The organism is Streptomyces sp. NPDC043952, assembly GCF_056435325.1.
On the sequence record NZ_JBWKES010000010.1, the window covers coordinates 209,696 to 227,827 of the forward strand.

Annotated in this window: 6 protein-coding genes and 2 pseudogenes; 5 read left to right on the forward strand and 3 right to left on the reverse strand. The window is 66.7% G+C overall.

What is annotated here, in order from left to right:
• Positions 1–922: 922 nt before the first annotated feature.
• Positions 923–5,200 carry a LamG-like jellyroll fold domain-containing protein gene (locus tag AC069R_RS15070; protein WP_478767242.1) on the reverse strand — a complete coding sequence of 1,426 codons (4,278 nt, stop codon included), beginning with the start codon at positions 5,198–5,200 and terminating at the stop codon, positions 923–925.
• Positions 5,201–5,559: 359 nt separating this feature from the next.
• On the opposite strand from AC069R_RS15070, the gene AC069R_RS15075 reads away from it, so the two are divergent.
• Together AC069R_RS15075 and AC069R_RS15080 are read left to right on the forward strand one after the other, a co-directional pair.
• A complete protein-coding gene (locus AC069R_RS15075; protein ID WP_478767243.1) occupies positions 5,560–13,365 on the forward strand; it encodes a ricin-type beta-trefoil lectin domain protein in 7,806 nt (2,601 codons plus the stop codon).
• Positions 13,366–13,374: 9 nt separating this feature from the next.
• Positions 13,375–13,932: a hypothetical protein gene (locus AC069R_RS15080; RefSeq protein ID WP_478767244.1), complete on the forward strand. Its 558-nt coding sequence runs from the start codon at positions 13,375–13,377 to the stop codon at positions 13,930–13,932.
• A 122-nt stretch (positions 13,933–14,054) separates the two neighbouring features.
• On the opposite strand, the pseudogene AC069R_RS15085 reads toward AC069R_RS15080, so the two are convergent.
• Positions 14,055–14,379 (reverse strand): annotated as a pseudogene (locus tag AC069R_RS15085) (transposase); the annotation flags it as partial.
• On the opposite strand from AC069R_RS15085, the pseudogene AC069R_RS15090 reads away from it, so the two are divergent.
• From AC069R_RS15090 to AC069R_RS15100, 3 genes and pseudogenes are all read left to right on the forward strand, one after another.
• Positions 14,377–16,304 (forward strand): annotated as a pseudogene (locus tag AC069R_RS15090) (RHS repeat-associated core domain-containing protein); the annotation flags it as partial. The pseudogenes AC069R_RS15085 and AC069R_RS15090 sit on opposite strands and share 3 nt — an antisense overlap.
• Positions 16,292–16,567 (forward strand): DddA-like double-stranded DNA deaminase toxin, encoded by a 276-nt coding sequence (locus tag AC069R_RS15095; protein WP_478767245.1) that lies wholly within the window; start codon positions 16,292–16,294, stop codon positions 16,565–16,567. The pseudogene AC069R_RS15090 and the gene AC069R_RS15095, both read left to right, overlap by 13 nt.
• Before the next feature lie 12 nt (positions 16,568–16,579).
• Complete coding sequence (locus AC069R_RS15100; protein ID WP_478767246.1) at positions 16,580–16,999, forward strand: Imm1 family immunity protein; 420 nt, start codon at positions 16,580–16,582, stop codon at positions 16,997–16,999.
• A gap of 249 nt (positions 17,000–17,248) precedes the next feature.
• Here AC069R_RS15100 and AC069R_RS15105 read toward each other — a convergent pair whose 3' ends face one another.
• A complete protein-coding gene (locus AC069R_RS15105) occupies positions 17,249–17,458 on the reverse strand; it encodes a hypothetical protein (protein ID WP_478767247.1) in 210 nt (69 codons plus the stop codon).
• Positions 17,459–18,132 lie beyond the last annotated feature (674 nt).

The following is an 18,132-nucleotide window of genomic DNA, read 5'->3' on the forward strand; positions in this document are numbered from 1 at the left end:
CGTAGCGGGTGACAGACGCGTGACAGCGCCGGTGATAGATCGAGGCCCCGCCGGGGCATCAGCGTGAAGTCGACTGTGCGTGCACGCGTGACGCGTTCGGCCCGTCAAGCAGTCTGCCTTCCAGCGTTGTTCTCGGAAACGCTGAATGGGCGATCGCAGCCATGACGGACGACGTGGCCCGCCAGGCAACTGAGCGGACTCTGTCGGCTGGAGGGTTGATGCGCTGTGTTCTGCAGAGCAGGCCAAGTGGTATGCCGGATGCCCGTGGGAGAGTCACGTAGCGGCCGCCGTCGATGCTGAACCCTGCTTGGCTCCGCGTGATGTCGTGTGACATGGCGAAGCCCCGTCGGGAACGATCCCGTCGGGGCTTCTGCACGGAGTGCATTACGACAGAGCGCGGCGTCCGCCACGGGCGCCAGTGAGACGGCGAAGGTCGCCCGGCCCCACGTACGCCCCTACGGACCCGCAGTCCGGAACGGTGCCTCCTCCATCCCGGTGCCCGGCCGATCCCCCGCCGGAGGCATCGTCCTGACTGTGGCCGCTCCCGTTGGCACTCGCCGTGTGGTCTTCGGCTCGCTGCTTTGCGCGCGGCACGGACACCGGCCGGGCTGGAGCGGGACGGAGGCAGGAGCGCAGGCTCGACCGATCGGGCCCACCATTGCGGTCGCCGCAAGCGCCTCCGGCCGGATCACCGGCCCCGGAGGCGTGCTCGCCGTCGCCCCCGGTACAGGCCGCCGACTGGCTCGCTCCCCTGCCCATCGATGCCCTCCACGGCATCGGCCCCGCCAGGCCGCGCTCCTGCGCCCCTACGGCTTCCAGGGATCGGCAGCTCGTCGCCCTGCCGACCGACACCCTGCAGCCTGCTGTGCGCGGCTGAACAGGGTGGCCCTGTGGGGGAGCCGGGGCTCGCCGGTGTGGGTGCTTAGCTGAGTTGTGTGTAGGGGGTTTGATCGTAGTCGAGTGCGCTGATTTCGGATGGGGGGAGTGCGGTGTCGTAGAGCTGGATGTCGCTGATGTCGGCGTCGGCGTATTCGCCGTAGGTGCCTTGGTAGAGGCGGCGGCCGATCTGAACGGGGCCGGTGGCGTTCCAGGGGGTGCCGGCGAACGTCTTGGTCGCGGTGAGGGTGCCGTTCACGTAGAGGTTGAGGGTGTTGGTGGGGCCGTCGTAGACGCCGACGAGGTGGGTCCATGTGCCGGTGGTGGCTTTGGCGCCGTATACGGCGGTGAAGTTGGTTCCGGTGGTGTCGTCGTCGTGGCGGTCGAAGGCCCATTTCTGGGAGCCGGAGGAGTAGTACAGCTGGTAGGCGTTGGCGTTGCCGGTGCTGTCGGACTGGGAGACGAAGGTGGAGTTGTCGGTCAGGCTGTTGAGCTTGACCCAAGCGGACACGCTGAAGCTGTTGTTGTCGGTGGTGGTGCCGTCGGTGGGGTCGGTGTGGGTGCCGGTGGGCAGGGCGCTGGAGGTGCTTTGGGCATAGCCGGTGGTTCCATCCAGACTGAGGACCGTTCCGCGGGTTGAGTCGCTGGTCCAGGCGGCGGCGCCGTTGAGGGTGGCGTCGTTGGTGCCGATGGAATCGGCTGCGGTGCGGTCGGTGTCGTCGTTCAGGGGCCAGGCGGCGTTCGCGGTGTTGTAGTAGCCGACTGTCACGGGGGAGCCGAAGGTGGCTGTGCCGTTGGTGTCGGGAGCGGCGCCGGGGTATTCGATGAGTTCGCCGGCGGGTGTGGTGGCGTAGAGGGCGGGATAGCCCGCGGTGGTTCCGTTGAGGTTTCCGGGTGAGGCGACGGTCGGGTAGTCACTGGCCGCGAGCGTGACGGGCAGAGCGGTGGCGGCGTCGCTGGCCCAGTTGCTCGGTGTGCTGGAGGTCCAGCTCTGGGCGTCGGTGCCGTTGCAGGTGTGCAGTTGTAGCTGAGTTCCGTTGGTGGTGGAGGAGTTCGGGTCGTCGAGGCACTCGCCCGATCCGGGGTTCAGCAGCGAATGGTTGGAGCCGAGCTTCCACTGTTGGGCGCCGGTACCGTTGCAGGTCCACAGGTCGATCAGGGTGCCGTCTGTGGTGCCGCCGTGGGTGACGTCCAGGCACTTGCCGAGTACGCGGATCGAGCCGTCCGCGGCAGGTGTCCAGGACTGGGCGTGGGTGTTGTTGCAGCCCCAGATCTGGATCTTGTTGCCGTTTTGGGTGGCGGAGTGGGAGTCGTCCGCGCACAGGCTGGTGCCGTCGGCGGCGGTGAGCCCGGAAGTGAGCGCGGAAGATGTGGGCGCTGTCAGCAGCGGGGGCAGGCCGTTGCTGTCAGCGGTAAGGGGGAAGGTGTAGAGGGTTCCGGTGTTGTTGTCCCGGGCCCAGAGCGCGGGGGTGCTGTTGACGGTTCCGGGTGCGATGAGGGTGAAGTGGGACCAGTCGCCGGTGCCGAGCAGTACGGGTGTGGTGCTGGTGGTGCCGCCGGTTGCGGGTCCGAAGTAGCTGCTGTCCTGGGCGGAGCCCTTGTAGAGCCAGAGTTGCTTGTTCTCGATCGTGATCAGGTCGGGGTAGCCGGTTCCGTACACGTCGCCGGGGGCGATCATCTGGGTCACCGACGACCAGTCGGCCGCGTTGTACGTGGCGCAGTTGGTGGCGTTGTCCGCGGTGGGCAGGCACTGGGGTTTGTCGAGCGGTCCGTAGACGTCCGCGGTGTTGGTGAAGTGGCCCGGAGTGCCTGAGGAGATGGCGCCGTCGTTTTTGTAGACGTACAGGTTGTGGCTGCTTTTGTTGTAGGCGAACAGATCGTCCAGGCCGTCCTGCTTAAGGCTGCCGCGGTGGGTGATCAGGTAGTTGTTCCAGCCGCTCTTGCCGTCAGGGCTCTGGGACGCGGTGGAGGCGAGGGCGGGCGAGTTGCCGGCGTCGGTGTTGCCCGGCAGGAGCGTGAGGTCGCCGTTCTTGGTGGTGCCGAGCAGATCAGGTACGCCGTCTCCGCTGAGGTCGCCTGCGGCGACCTTGGTGGCCGGGTTCCAGGGAGCGTAGAAGGTGTAGGTGGTCGGTAGAGCCTGGGTGTTCCCGGCGTGGTCCTGGGCTTCGACGTAGAGGGTGTGAGTGCCCCATGTCGTCGGGTCCAGCGGGATGGACGCGCTCGGTGTGCCACTGGAGTTGGTGGTCGCGGTGACGTAGTCGGGGCAATTGACGGCCGGCTGCGCGTCGAGTGCGTAGCAGAACCGCCAGACGTCGCTGGACAGGCAGGTGCCGCGGGTGCATCCGGTCGGCGTGGGGTCGCTGCTGGTGACGGTGATGGTGCTGGTCTGGCCGGCGTACCCGGTGGGTGCCTGGTTGCTTCCGGCGGGCGGGAACACGGCACTCGGCGCGGTCACCGAGGGCTGGGACGGCGGGGTCAGGTCGACCTTGAAGCCGCATGGACTGTTCCAGGAGGAATACAGGGTTCCGTCGTAGGCGCGGACCTGCCATCCGTACTGGTGGCCGTCCTCCACCGTGGTGCCGATGTCGATGTGCACCGTAGTGCCGGAGGCGACGTAGCTGCTGCTCGGTGTTGCGACGGTAGCCGCGTTTCCGCTGCTGTTGGCGGTCTGGTCGTCCCAGACCGTGTAGTCGGCCTTGACGTTCTCGCCCTTGACGTTGGAGGTCAGCTTGGCGTTGAGCGTGATGTCACTGGTGTTGCCGTTCAGCGTCGTCTGGCCGATCCAACCGCGCTTACTGCTCCCGCAGTTGGCACCGGAGGGATTGTGCGCGTCGGGCGTGGTGGTCTCGCTGGTAGGAGTATCCGGTGGGATGTCGTAAGTGGTTTGGATGTAGGGGTTGGTGGAGTACCGCATGAAGTCGATGTCGCTGCTCGAGGAGTCCTCGTCGCCGTACAGGCCCACCGTCCAGGTGGAGTCGTTGTCTGAAGCGATCTTTGCGATCTTGTCGGTCACCGTGAAGACGACGTCCTGATCGCCGCAACTGGTGGGCTGGCTGGCGTAGGCGCCGTTGTAGGCGCTGGACGGATTCTTCGTGGCGATGGTGGAGACCACGCTGGGCTGGGTGTCCCAGTACATGCCGGAGGAGATGCCTCCGGTCCACTTGAGGGTGAGGGGCGCCGTGTGTGTACAGCTGTAGGCCTCGGCGTAGGTCTCCGTCAGATGCAGCTCCGACTTGATGATGTCCATGCTGCTGTTGAGGTTGCTGGTGTCCAGTTGGTAGAACGCGCGCTCGGCGCCGATGCAGTCGCCGTTGGCCGAGGCATAGCGCTGGTAGCCGACTCCTTCGCCGAAGCGCTGCGGGTAGTCGTACTCGTGGGAGCTGGCGGAGGAGGAGTTGCAGCCGTGCTGGGCTTCGAAGTAGTGGTTGGTGGTCTCGCTCGGTAGTACACCTGGGTCGATGTACACCGGCCAGGTGGTGCCGGTGCCGGTGAGCATGGAGTTGTCGGGTGTGAGGGTGAGGCTGTTGCTGGTGGTCGTCATGGTCACCGGCGCGACGTCGGCTCCCGGCGCCGGCCCGTCGGGGGGCGCCGGAGTGGTGGACGTGGCGTCGTCCAGATGCATGGACGCGGGCTGCGGGCCGGCCGTTGTGGTGGTGGAATCCCACATGATGGGGGCGCTGGCGGTGTAGGCGGTGGTGCCGTCCGCCGCGCTCGCGGTCATCCCGCCGTCGGCTGAACCGGCAAGTGTGAGTCCCTGGGTGGTTGCTGCCAGGGTCAGCCGGCGCAGATCCGGGTTGGCGGCCGCCGTGGCGTCGTGCACGATCAGCACGTCACTGAAGCCGCCCTGATCACTGACGGTGGCTTCAAGATCCACGCCGGGCAGAACCGACGCGTACGTCGCGGTGTTCCCGCTGACCGTCGGAGTCGGCAAGGTGAACGGCACGGAGAGCGACAGGCCGCGGCCGGCCGGGTCGGTGAGGCTGACGAGAGGACCGCTGCCGCCGCCCGAGAGGGTGGCGTCGTTGGGCGTCGCCGCCGGACTGAGCGAACCGTCGGCGTTCTTCACCAGCGATGCGTCCACCGCTGTCCACGCGTCGTCCTTCATCACCCGCACCGGCTGGACGTACTCGGTCGTCGTGAGCGATCCGTCCGGATTCGCCGTGGTGGTCGTCGTCTGGCTGGTCAGCGAGTCGACCGGGACGGGTTTGCCGGTGGCCTGCGCCTGCAGGAGGGCGCTTTGCGTGGGGTTGCCGGGGACGGGACCGCTGCTGTCCGCGGCGGCGGTCGGGGCGGCCCCGAGGACCAGCGTGCCAAGGACCGCCATGACCGCCAAGTGGTGCGGCGCGGTGCACCATCGCCTGCGGGACAGGCGCGTTCTTCCCCCCATGGGAACCCCTTCGAGGTGTGGATCGGGGACGGGTGTCCGGTCCGACGAGGCATCGGTGACGTACGTGTGCGCGGGTGGACCGGATGTGTCCCGCGGGCTCTCGCCCGGCGCTGACGGACGAGATGTGACAGAAGCGGCCGCAGTTCCTGGCGGGACCGCCGGCACAGGCTATTGCCGAACTGACGTCTGATCAATAAGGTTCCTCCGTTTCTGCCGACACCGCGCCGTTACGGTTCCCTTACCGTTTCTTCACCTTGGGGCGCTTGGTAAGAGGGGGCTTCGAGGTGGGTTCTGGCGTGCGCTGGTTCGCAACCGTGCGCAGACGGATATGGGGGCGTGGGCTGACGGTGACGACCGCGACCGCCGCCGTCTACACCCTGATTGTGTCGGCGGCCGTCGCCCAAGGGGTGCCGGAGTATCACTACGACGGCAAACTGTGGAGCGCCGGGCCGACGTACAAAACACCCAGCGTCGGCGGGCACCCCCTGGCCGGACGGACCCCCGCAACACCGGAAACGACCAAGCCGCTGCGGACCTACCGGCCCGCCCGCCCGGCGTGGCCGCCCGCCGGCACCAGCACCATCGCGCTGACCCAGAGCACCAAATCCTCTGCCACGACGTCGACTTCGCAGCACCAGACCGCAGACGGACCGGCGGCTTCCCCCGTCCGGGCCGGCAAGCTGCCGGTATGGGTCGCTCCGGCCAAGCAAGCGGCGAAGAAGCGCGGTGCGGCCCCGAGCACGCCGGCCGCCGTGCGCGTACAACTGGCCGGTCATGCCCAGGCCCAAGCGGCCGGAGTCGACGGCATGCTGCTCGGCCTGGCACGCGCCGACGGCGCCGCGTCCTCGGGCCGCGTGGCCGTCACCCTCGACTATTCCGCCCTGGACAAGGCATACGGCGGCGGGTTCGCCTCCCGCCTGCACCTGGTGTCCGTACCCGGCTGCATCCTGACGGCGCCCCAGAAACCTTCCTGCCGGGTACGCACACCGCTCGCCTCCACCAACAACCCGGTCGCCAGAAAACTCACGGCCACGCTCAACCTGCCCCGTCCCACGACCTCCGGCGCGGCTGGCGCGGGCGCGCACGCCGACGGCACGGCCGGCTCCGCCTCAGTGGCACCGATGACCGCCGTCGAGGCCATCTCGGGAGCTTCGGGATCTCAGGGTGACTACACAGCCACCAGCTTGAACCCCTCAGGCAGCTGGAGCGCCAACGGGACCGGCGCGTTCACCTACTCCTACCCGGTCGCCGTGCCACCCTCGCTCGGCGGTGCGGCCCCTTCCGTCGCCTTCTCCTACGACTCCCAGTCCGAGGACGGAGAGACCTCAGCCCGCAACTCCCAGTCGTCGTGGATCGGTGACGGCTGGTCGTACTCGCCCGGTTTCATCGAGCGCTCCTACAAGCCGTGCAAGCAGGACGGCATCAGCGACTCCACCGACCTGTGCTGGGGCGGCTGGCTCGCCACCCTTTCCTTGGGTGGACACTCAGGAACCCTGGTCCGCGACGAGTCCGGCAACCCCGACACCCCCACGGCGAACCAGACCTGGCACCTCCAGGGCGACGACGGAACCAAGATCGAGGAACTCGGCGGCGCGGACAACGGCCTGTGGAACGGCGAGTACTTCAAGGTCACCACGACCGACGGCACCGCCTATTACTTCGGGCTCAACCATGCCCCCGGCACCACCTCGGACGCGGCCACCAACAGCGCCTGGGGCGAGCCGGTCTACAGCCCCAAGTCGGGAGACCCCTGCTACGACTCCGGTCAGGGCAAGGACTCCCAGTGCACGATGGGCTACCGGTTCAATCTCGACTTCGTGGTCGACCCGCACACCAACGTCCAGCGCTACACCTACGCCACCGAAACCAACCATTACGACCGGGGCGGTGGCCAAGTGGCCGCCTCCGGCGGCTCCGGAACGCTGACCAAGTATGTCCGCGGCGGTTACCTGACCGAGATCGACTACGGCTACCAACTGACGGACGAGACCGCCGGCAGCAAGCCCGGCGCGCGCGTGCTGTTCAAGACGGCCCAGCGCTGCCAGACCTCGTCGACATTCACCGACTGCTCGTACGCGAACCTCAACGACAAGACCGCCACCAACTGGCCGGACGTCCCCTACGACCTGAACTGCGCATCGACCGACACCACCTCCGGTACCGGGTCGAACGTCTGCCTGACCACAGCCCCGTCCTTCTGGTCCACCGACCGGCTGGACTCAGTCGTCACCCAAGTCAACGTGGGCGGCACTCTGACGGACGTCGACACCTATCAGCTGACCCAGACGTACTCCGACGCGGGCGGCACGGTCGACCCGGTCACCGGACAGTCCGGCAAAGATGCGGCCGACGAGGGCGAGTTGCAGTCGGTGATGTGGCTCAGCTCCATCCAGCACACCGGCGACGACACCACCGGCGGCGGCAGCACCAGCCCGATCACCCTGCCGAAGGTCACCTTCCTGGGCACCGAGATCGACAACCGGGTCGATGGCGGTGACGAGCCGGCACTGTTCCACCCCAGGATGTCGTCCGTCACCACGGAGACCGGCGAGTCCATCGCCGTCACCTACAGCGACCCGGACTGCTCCCGGCTGAACCACACGATGCCATCGGCGCCCGATGCCGACACGATGTCCTGCTACAACGTGTACTGGACCATCCCCGGCGGTGTCACACCGGTCTCCGACTGGTTCAACAAGACCCGGGTCAAGACGGTCACCGTTTCCGACGGGACCGGGACCGGGTCGCCCGCACAGGTCTCGAACTACACGTATTCCGGGCCTGCCTGGCATCGCGACGACTCGGAACTGACCGACGACGCCTACCGCACGTGGGACCAGTTCCGCGGCTACCGCACGGTCACCGTCACCACGGGGGCGGGTTCCGATCCGATCACCCAGAAGACCACCACGTACCTGCAGGGCATGGACGGTGACGTCCGCGCGGACGGATCCAAGCGCTCGGCCAGTGTGACGGACAGCGTCGGCGACACCATCACCGACAGCGACTGGCTGAGTGGGACGCCGCTGGAGGCCGACACCTACACACAAGCCGGCGGCAGCGTCGTCGCCAAACAAATCGACCTTCCGCAGACGTTCACCACCACGGCGACCCACAATGCCGGTTCCTCGCTGCCCGCCGTCGTCGCCCGCATGATCAAGACCAGTCAGCAGCGGACCTACGGGCTGCTCGCGGACGGCAGCTGGCGTGAGGCGGAGACCGACACGTCCTACAACGGCGATGCCCTGCCCACCACCGTCGACGCCAAGGGCGACGTCAGCGTGGCATCCCAGGAGAAGTGCGCCACCACCAGCTACGCCACCCCGCCCAGCGGCAACCCGATGATGCTCTCCTACCCGGACGAGGTTCTCACCGTCGCCGGTCCCTGCAGCACCACACCGGGCACCGGCACCACCGTCTCCGACAAGCGGATGTTCTACGACGGCGACGGCACGGTCACCAACGTGGGGACGTTCGGTCACCTGGGCACCACCGGTGACCTGACAGCAACCCAGATCATCACCGGCTACAGCAGCGGAGCCCCCACCTACCGCACGACCCAGGCGACCGCCTACGACATCTACGGGCGCGCCATCCAGGTCCAGGACGCGGACAGCAACACCACCAAGACCGCCTTCACCCCCACCACCGGCCAGCTGCCGACCCAGCTCGTCACCACCAACCCGCGCACCTGGACCACCACCTCCGTCATGGACCCGCTGCGCGGCCTGACCACGACCAGCACAGACCCCAACGGCCGCACCACCACCATCGACTACGACGCACTCGGGCGCCGTACCGCGATGTGGCTGCCGGGACGCCCGACCTCGCAAAGCGCCAGCAGAACCTTCACCTACGCCGTCAACGACACGGCACCGACCACCATCACCACCAACACCCTGCGTGACGACAGCAACTACAGCACCGCCATCGACATCTACGACGGCATGCTGCAACTGCGCCAGACGCAGTCCACCACGGCCAACAACCAGGCCGGCCGGCTGATCTCCGACACCTTCTACGACAGCCACGGCTGGGCGCGGAAGACCAACAGCACCTACTACGAGAGCAGCACCTCCCCGACGAACACGATGTGGGTCGCCGACGACAACCAGGTGCCCTCGCAGCAGGTCACCGTCCACGACGGGCTCGGACGCACCACCGCCACCCAACTGTGGTCCAAGGGAGCTCAGCGGTGGCAGTCCACCACCGCCTACCCGGGCGTGGACCGCACTGACACCACCCCGCCCTCCGGTGGCACGGCGACCTCTTCCTTCACCAACGCCCTGGGCCAGACCACCGCCACCTGGATGTACGACGACACGGCCACGCCCACCGGCAAGGCATCCGACGCCGTCGTCACCAGCTACACCTACACACCCGCCGGACAGGTCGCCACGATGAGCGACAACGCGGGCAACAAGTGGACCTACAGCTACGACCTGCTCGGCCAGGAGACCAAGCAGACCGATCCCGACACCGGCACCACCACGTTCGACAAGTACGACGATCTCGGCAACCTGCTGCAGGCCACCGACGCGCGCGGCCAGATCCTCTCTTACGCCTACGACACTCTGGACCGCAAGACCGCCGAGTACTCGGGCGCCTGGTCTGCCACCCCGGATCCGAGCAATGAACTCGCGTCCTTCAGCTACGACACCCTCGCCAAGGGATACCCCACCTCCTCCACCCGTTACGTGGGCGGCGTCGGCGGGGACGCCTATACCCAGGCCGTCACCGGCTACACCACCGACTACCAGCCCACCGGCGGCTCCACCACCATCCCGACGTCCACCGGTTTCCCCAGTAACAGCACGGGCACCAACTCCAACACCTACACCGTCAATTACCACTACACCCCCATCATGGGACTGCTCTCCGAAGCCGACTACGGCGCGGACGGCGGCCTTCCCGCCGAGACCCTCGGCTACGGCTACGATTTGCAGGGCTTGCTCGACGGATTCGGCGGCAACGGCACCTACCTCGACACCACCGACTACACCCCCCTCGGCCAGGTGAAGGACACCAGGTGGGGACTGTACGGAGAACAGGTCGAGCCGACCTTCTCCTACGACGACGCCACCGGCCGCGTCACGCAGTCCCAAGTGAACCTGCAGACGAGCGCCACCTCGGCGCTCGACGTCACCGACTACCGCTATAACCAGGCAGGTGGCGTCACCGCAGTCTCCGACACCCAGTCCGGCGGTACCACGGACACCCAGTGCTTCACCTACGACCACCTGAACCGACTGACCACAGCCTGGACCGACACCGCGGGCCTGACCTCGGCCGGCGTCGGCAGCACCGGTGCCTGCACGACCAGCACCCCCTCGGCCTCGACCACCGGCGGCCCCGCCCCCTACTGGCAGTCCTACACCTACAACGCCCTCGGTGACCGCACCCAGCAGGTACAGCACGACACCGCCGGCAACACCGCGAACGACATCACCCAGACAGCGACCTACCCGGGCAGCGGAACCACCCCCGCCACCCTCGCGAACGCCGCCACCAAGATCACCACCACCGGTCCCGCCGGCACGGCCACGATGACACCGGCCTACAACGGAGCCGGCGACACCACCGGCCGAACCGTCACCACGGCAGGCCCGCTCGTCTCCGGCCAAACCCGCTCAGGCACCAAGCTCTGCGCCGACGACTCCTCCTCCGGCACCACCGACGGCAACAAGATTGACCTCTACACCTGCAACGGCAGCACCGCCCAGCAGTGGACGATCGCCACCGACGGCACGGTGCGCGTGCTGGGCAAATGCCTCGACGCCTCCGGTGGCGGGGCGACCAACGGCACCAAAATCGACCTCTATACCTGCAACAAGACCGCCGAACAGCAGTGGAAGGCCGGCGCCAACGGCTCGCTGGTCAACCCGGCCTCCGGCAAGTGCCTCGACGATCCCTCCGCATCGACCACCAACGGCACTCAGCTGCAGCTCTGGACGTGCAACGGAACACCGGCGCAGCGCTGGACCAACGCGACCATGGGCACCGTCCTGCCCGGCGCCACCCAGGCACTCGGCTACGACGCCGAAGGCCGCACGGCCTCGGTGACAACCCCGTCCGGCGGCAAGAACCAGACCACCAGCTACCTCTACGACGCCGACGGCGGCCTGCTGCTCCAGACCACGCCGACCGGCAAGATCCTCTACCTCTTCGGAGGCGCCGAACAGCTCACCCTCAGCACCAGCGGAGGAACGGTCACGGGCCAGCGGTACTACCCCGGCCCGGACGGCATCACCGAAGTACGCTCCTCCGCCGGCACGCTCACATACGAAGTCTCCAACGTCCAGGGAACGGCGACGGAAAGCCTCGCCGCCTCGAACCTGGCGGTCGCCCGCCGCTACTTCGACCCCTACGGCAACCCCCGCGGCCCCCAGCCCACGACGTGGACCGACAATCACGGATACCTCGGCAAACCCGCCGACCCCACCACCGGCCTCAACCTTTTGGGCGCCCGCGACTACGACCCCGTCCAGGGCCGCTTCCTGACCGCCGACCCGCTGATGGAGGCCGGCGACCCGGACCAGATGAGCGGCTACTCCTACGCCGCGGACAACCCCAGCACCGGCAGCGACCCCACCGGCCTGCACCTGGCCTGCGGTGACGGGGACGACCCACCCTGCCCCTCAGGTGGCGGAGCGTCGATCGGCGGTATGGGCGGCTCCTCAACCACCGGAGGCGGCGGGGGAGGGGGCGGCGGCACCACGACCTCCAGCGGCGGCACCGCAGCGGCTCCGTCCGCCGGCCCAGCGTGCAACGTCGCCTCGAAGTTCGGCTGCGATGTCGTCGACGCCCAGCAGATGGCGGACAACGGGCCACCGACGTCCGGAACCCTCCGTGACTTCATCGCCGGCGCGCTCGATGAGTTCGTACACCAGCTTGAGCAACTCAATCCGGGCTGGGCGATGGGGAACGTTCCCCGTGACGTGGCGAATGGCATGGCACCAGGCATCGCGGGCCCGCCGCGGTACGTGGAGCCGCGCCACGTCGTGGCGCACACCGTGCACGCGCACACCAACACGGACGCTTACAAGGGCGGCGAAGCCACGACCGTCCTGCTCGAGTTCGCCGCTAGCGGCGGCGACGACGCCCCCGAGGCAGCCGTCTCGGCCGTGGCCGATGCCGGCGACGCCCAAGACGGTCTGGCGGCCGCTGCCGAGGTCAAGAACGTCGTCAGCCAGACCACGGGAGAAGCCACAGCAACCGCCGCAACTCCCAGCGAGCCCGCCACCGGCGCCTCCGGCACCGGAGAAGGCTCCTGCAGCTTCAGCCCGTCAACCCGTGTATTGCTGGTGCACGGCAAGACCAAGGTGATCGCCGCAGTCAGACCCGGTGACAAGGTAGAGGCCGCTGACCCTGACACCGGCAGACACCGAGGTTCCCGAACCGTCCAGCACGTGTGGATCAACCACGACCACGACCTGCTCGACGTGACGATCCGCATCAAGGGTGGCCACACCGCCACCCTTCACACCACTGCCAACCACCCCTTCTGGGACGACACCACCCACAGATGGGTGCCCGCCGGCAAACTCCACCACGGCGATGCCCTCAAAACCTCCAGCAATGGCCACGCCTACATCGTGGCCAGTCATGCCACACCCGGCGCCGCAAAGCGCTGGAATCTCACCGTTCAGCAGCTCCACACGTACTATGTGGTAGCGGGCGGCATGCCGGTTCTGGTCCATAACACCTGCGGTGAGACCGACACCACGACGGTGTACCGAAAGCAGGACACGTCAATTCCTGCAACCCAACGGCTCTCCGTTGACGCAGACGGAAACATCTCGCATGCAGGGTCTGGTGCGCTGTATCTCAATATGACTGGAGATATCTCGCACTCGCTCGAATTTAAAGGCGATCAGCTGATCGCGTTTGAGGTGCCGACGTCCTATATTGAGGAGCTTTCCGAAGCGTCATTGCCTCAGCGTATGCCGCCTGAATGGCAGGGAACGAAGCGCGAATGGAACCTGGCGCGGAAAATGGCCCCGGACCAGTCTGATGGCCCTGGACTCTTTGGGCTGCGTGATCACCACATCCCTGGACTCATGGATGCAATAATCCCTGGGTCGGGTCGGATCATTGGGTAGGAATGTGTGATGAGTCGTTATGATCTCGCCTCGGAGGCGCAGCGCTTGGAGCGACGCCCCTCCAAGGAGCCGATCAGCCTGCTTGGCTTGCTGGTTGTCACGCCTGTTGCAGATGCCAGGGAGTACGCGGAACGCCTTAGGGGTGTGATCGCTGGAGCCGTCGAGATCTCCAGGTCTGTCGACTTCGAGAGCGATGACGTCTCAGCGGATTTGCTTCCGCCCTGGTTTCTGAAACTGTCTGATGGTTCCGGGGAGGGTGTGGTGGGCGACCCGGTCGGCAGTGAAGGGAAAGCCAGGTATCTTGCAGTCAGAGAAGATCGCGCATGGGATGCGGAAGAATGGATTTATTCATTTGACCCGGATCTTCGGGATTGGTCGTGGTGGGACATTACGGCTGACGACCACGGGGCCGCTTGTGTCTGGATCGACACGAAAGGTGAGGGTCGTATCCCCTGCGAAGAGCTCTGGTGGGCTATCTTCGTAGCGGGAGCCGCTGCCGTCGATCCCTTGACTCTGGAGGAATCCAGCGTGTGGATCCAACAGCGAAGTATCGGCCTTAAGGATTAGAGCTTCGCCGCAATTCAAGAAGCCCCACCGATTTTTCCGGTGGGGCTTCTGAGGTGTCTGACGGCAGTAGTTGACGGCAACGTCAGCGGACGGGTGCTGCACAAGGCGGTGGGTCGTCGCCGTCGTCTGGCTTGGCGGCGGTGCAGACGTCGGCATCCGGCGAGCCGGCCATGGTGCGTTGGTCCAACGGTGCCGGCCGAGCCGCTGACCGGAGTCCGTGTCCTTGCGTGCGATTCGGGGCATGATGCCTCGGCTGCGTAACCATCGCCGCAGGTGGTTGCAGTCGTGACCCTTGTCGCCGTGGAGCTTGTCCCGCTTGCGCCGCCGTCGGCCGCGGCGAGAGCGGACGGGCGGAATGCCCCGCACGAGCGGGATGAGGGCCTGGCTGTCATGGACGTTGGCGCCCGAGATGCCGACGGACAGGGGCAGACCGGTCCGCTCGGTGAGACCGGCGCGCAGACCATCGTCACCTACATGGACGCCGACTGCACAGCAGGAGGCAGCAAGCCCAAGGTGGACGAGAACACCAGGCGCTGCTACCCGGTGTACTGGTCACCCAACGGCGAGAAGGACCCGATCCTCGACTGGTTCCAGAAGTACCCGGCCCAGGCCGTGTTCACCACCGACCCCCAGGGCGGCTCGGAAGCCGTACAGCACACTTACCAGTACACGGGCGGAGGCGCCTGGCACTACGACGAAGACCCGCTGACCCCCGCCAAGGAACGCGCCTGGTCCATCTGGCGCGGCTACCAGCAGGTCACCCACCTCACCGGTATCTCCGGACACACGCAGAGCAAAGAGATCACGGTCTACCTGCGCGGCATGAACGCTGACCGGGTGCTCGGCTCGGACGGCAAGACCGCGGACGCCGACAAACGCAAAACCGTGACAGTCACCGGCATCAAGGCCGGCGAGATCACCGACTCCGACCAGTACGCCGGCTTCACCCGCGAGACCGTCACCTACAACGGCGACGCCGAAGTCAGCGGTACCGTCAACGACCCCTGGTCGAAGCGGACAGCAACCCAGCACGAGTCCTACGCGGACACTGAGGCGTACTACGTCCGCACCGCCGCCACCCACACACGTACGAACATCACCAGCAAGCTCACCCCGTTCGACCGGGTGAACACGGTGAAGACTACCTACGACGACTACGGCATGGCCGAGACCGTCGAGAACCAGGGCGACGACGCCGCCACCGGTGACGAGAAGTGCACCCGCACCTGGTACGCCCGCAATGACGACAAGGGCATCAGCAACCTCGTCTCCCGAACGCGCACGGTCGCCGCGTCCTGTATGGTCGGGGACTCTGCACTTGATCTGCCCGCCGACTCCAAGCGCGCCGGCGACGTCGTCTCCGACACTGCCACGGTCTAGACGACGCCTCAGCTGCTGCCTGGTCGCCGTCGCAGAAACCCACCAAGGGCGATCCCACCTGGACGGGACGTGCCAAGGGATACGGCAGCGACGACAGCCCCCTGTGGCAGAAGGTGTCCATGACGACATACGACACTCTCGGACGTCCCAAGGTCGTCACGGACGCCCACGATACGCCGGTGTCCTCGACCACTTACGTCCCCGAGGGCGCGGGTCCGTTGACGTCGACCGTCGTCCTGGACGCCAAGTCCTACAAGACGACCAGTGTCATGGACTTCGCCACCGGGGCGGCGCTGAAGGTCACCGACCCCAACAACAAGGTCACCGAAAGCGAATACGACAGCCTCGGCCGCATCGTCAAGCTCTGGTTGCCCAACCGTTCCAAACTCCTGGGCAAAACCCCCAACTACATCTACGACTATCACGTCACAAGCGACGAATCGGCCATGTCGTGGGTGTCGACCGGCACCCTGAAAAACGACGGTTCCGGCTACAACACCACCTACGAGTTCTACGACTTTCTCCTGCGCTCGCGCCAGACTCAGGCGCCGACGCCTCAGGGCGGCCGGCTCATCACCCTGACGCTCTACGATGCCCGTGGCCTCGCGGTCAGCGAGCAGTCCGACATCTGGGACAGCACCGCACCGCCCAGCTCGAAGGCCGTGGAGATCTCCGGGGGCCAGGCGCCCATCCAGACCGACACGACCTACGACGGCGCCGCCCGGCCGGAAAAAGCGGAGACGAAGGTCCACGGCGTCACCCGCTGGACGATCAATACCGCCTACTCGGGCGACACCGTCTGCACCAGCGCCCCGACCGGCGGACAAGCGACCGCCGTGGTCACCGACGCACTCGGCCAGACCACCCAACGTCGCGAGTACGCGGGGCCCACCGCGACCGGCACAGACTTCACGACAACCGACTTCACCTACACTCCGGCCGGCCAGTCGAAGAGGGTCACCGGCCCCGACCAGACCGAATGGGCGTACACAGAACTCTGAGAGAGAAAGGGTTTCTGAAGGGGGCTGCAACGTCATCTCGAGCGAGTGACGTCGAGCAGAAAATGGCTGGCATAGTGATTCGAGACGACATTGATAGGGCGGACATCGTCATCAACAATCCGAATGGGCCATGTCGGCAGCCATTGGGATGTCATCGGACGCTGGACGCAATCCTAGACAACAGACGGCTCACGGTACACTGGCCCGACGGAAAATGCGGCTACAATCAATGGACCTACGGAGGTGCGAGGTGACGCATAGTACGCGTGCACGCGTACTATCGAAGCGAGCACGGAGATAATCCGGCCTTGCTTCAGAACTCAAGTGATGTTGACGCTATGGTCGACACGCTTCTTGCAAGCCGCCCATCGGAGAACTTGGCCGCACTGCATAGTTTGGAACGTCCGTTGATGCCGGCAGGCGTTCCGGATCGCGAGTTGCTGGTCGGCGCTCGTGGAGACCTCCAGGTTGGGTGCTCAGCTATATGGACGATGGCAACTGGGTTTCGTTCGATCCTTCGGGTGGGGCGAGGGGAGACCTCTTACTCCATTATGGGAAATGCGACCGAATTTCCTAGTCACTCGGAGTTGCCCATTGCTCTTGTGCGTCAGGCCGTAAAGGAGTTCTTGTCCTCGGGCGGGCAGCGTCCAACGTGTATCCAATGGCAAGAGTCAGAATTCTGGTGAGCTGCCCGGCCAGCAGGCGTGGCGCACGCCGTTCGTCGATCGCGATGGCGGGTGTAGGACCTGTGGGCCCTTGGCCGGGCTCCCCGCTGAGGTCGCGGCGAACCCAGGGGCGCTGGCGTCGCCGAACTCGAGGCCATCCTGGACGACCTGCAGGGGGTGGGGTGGCGGGCGGCCCCGCCCACCGGTTCCACGCCGCCTGACGGAGGCGGTGGGGCCGGGCGCAGCATGTGCACCCGGTCCCACCGCTGGTCAGCAGATCAGCTTGTGCAGCACGGGAACGCTGCCTCCAGCGGTCACCAGGCCCCCTGGGGACCTGGTGACCGAGCGGCACAGGCCGAGCCGCTCCTGAGGGAGGGCCGGCGCCCGGACGCCGACCGGATCGAGCGCGATCTCCTGGCGCAGGGAGAAACCCCGCAGCAGGCTCGGCGAGTGACCGTGCTGGGAAGGCCCATCGAGCACAACATGTCGCCGGAGACCGACAGGCCAAGGAGCGCACCCCTTGACTGGCCTTCGACCTGACGTTCCGGCCCCCGCCGACGGCGCACCCGCGTGGGCTCTGATGGACGACGAGCACCGCCGGGTGCTGGAGCTGTGCGACGACATCGCCCGTGACAATAGGGCGCGTCGGTGCTGCCGCCGCGCCGCTGGTTGGACCCGGCCCACCGACGAGCGTGCGTTGGCCTCGGCGCCGGTATCGGGGTTCGAGGCGCGTGGGGTCGGCTCGGCAGCCACTTCGGTTGCACGGCCATCAAATGGGAAATACGAGAGTTCTTCCCCTCCGGCTGGAGCATCAGCGACTTCGATGCCGCTCAGGGGGAAAGTCGCCATGGAAACCCTTGAACTCGTGCACTCGGGTTTCCGGTACTACCTGTATCTGCCGGCGGCGCGCGGCGCCACCGGACCCGGTACGCACTGACAAAGGCGCGCCCCGCCCGCCGCACCGTGAGGAACACGAATGACGACGCCAAGCCCGAATGCCGACGCAGCCTCCGGCGCGGAGGGCCCCTCTCCGGGTGCCGGCCGGTCCCGGCGGCTGCACTAGTACTGCAACGGTGTTTGCTGTGACTGATGGCCAGGTCGGTCGTTGGTGTGGTCATGGGTGGGGACCTTGCTGGTGTCAGGTTGTGGGCGGG

Excerpts from the sequence above, each read along its gene's own strand:
- AC069R_RS15080 (WP_478767244.1), top strand. The coding sequence starts at position 13,375 with ATGAGTCGTTATGATCTCGCCTCGGAGGCGCAGCGCTTGGAGCGACGC.
- AC069R_RS15070 (WP_478767242.1), bottom strand. The coding sequence starts at position 5,200 with ATGGCGGTCCTTGGCACGCTGGTCCTCGGGGCCGCCCCGACCGCCGCC.
- AC069R_RS15095 (WP_478767245.1), top strand. The coding sequence starts at position 16,292 with ATGGGCGTACACAGAACTCTGAGAGAGAAAGGGTTTCTGAAGGGGGCT.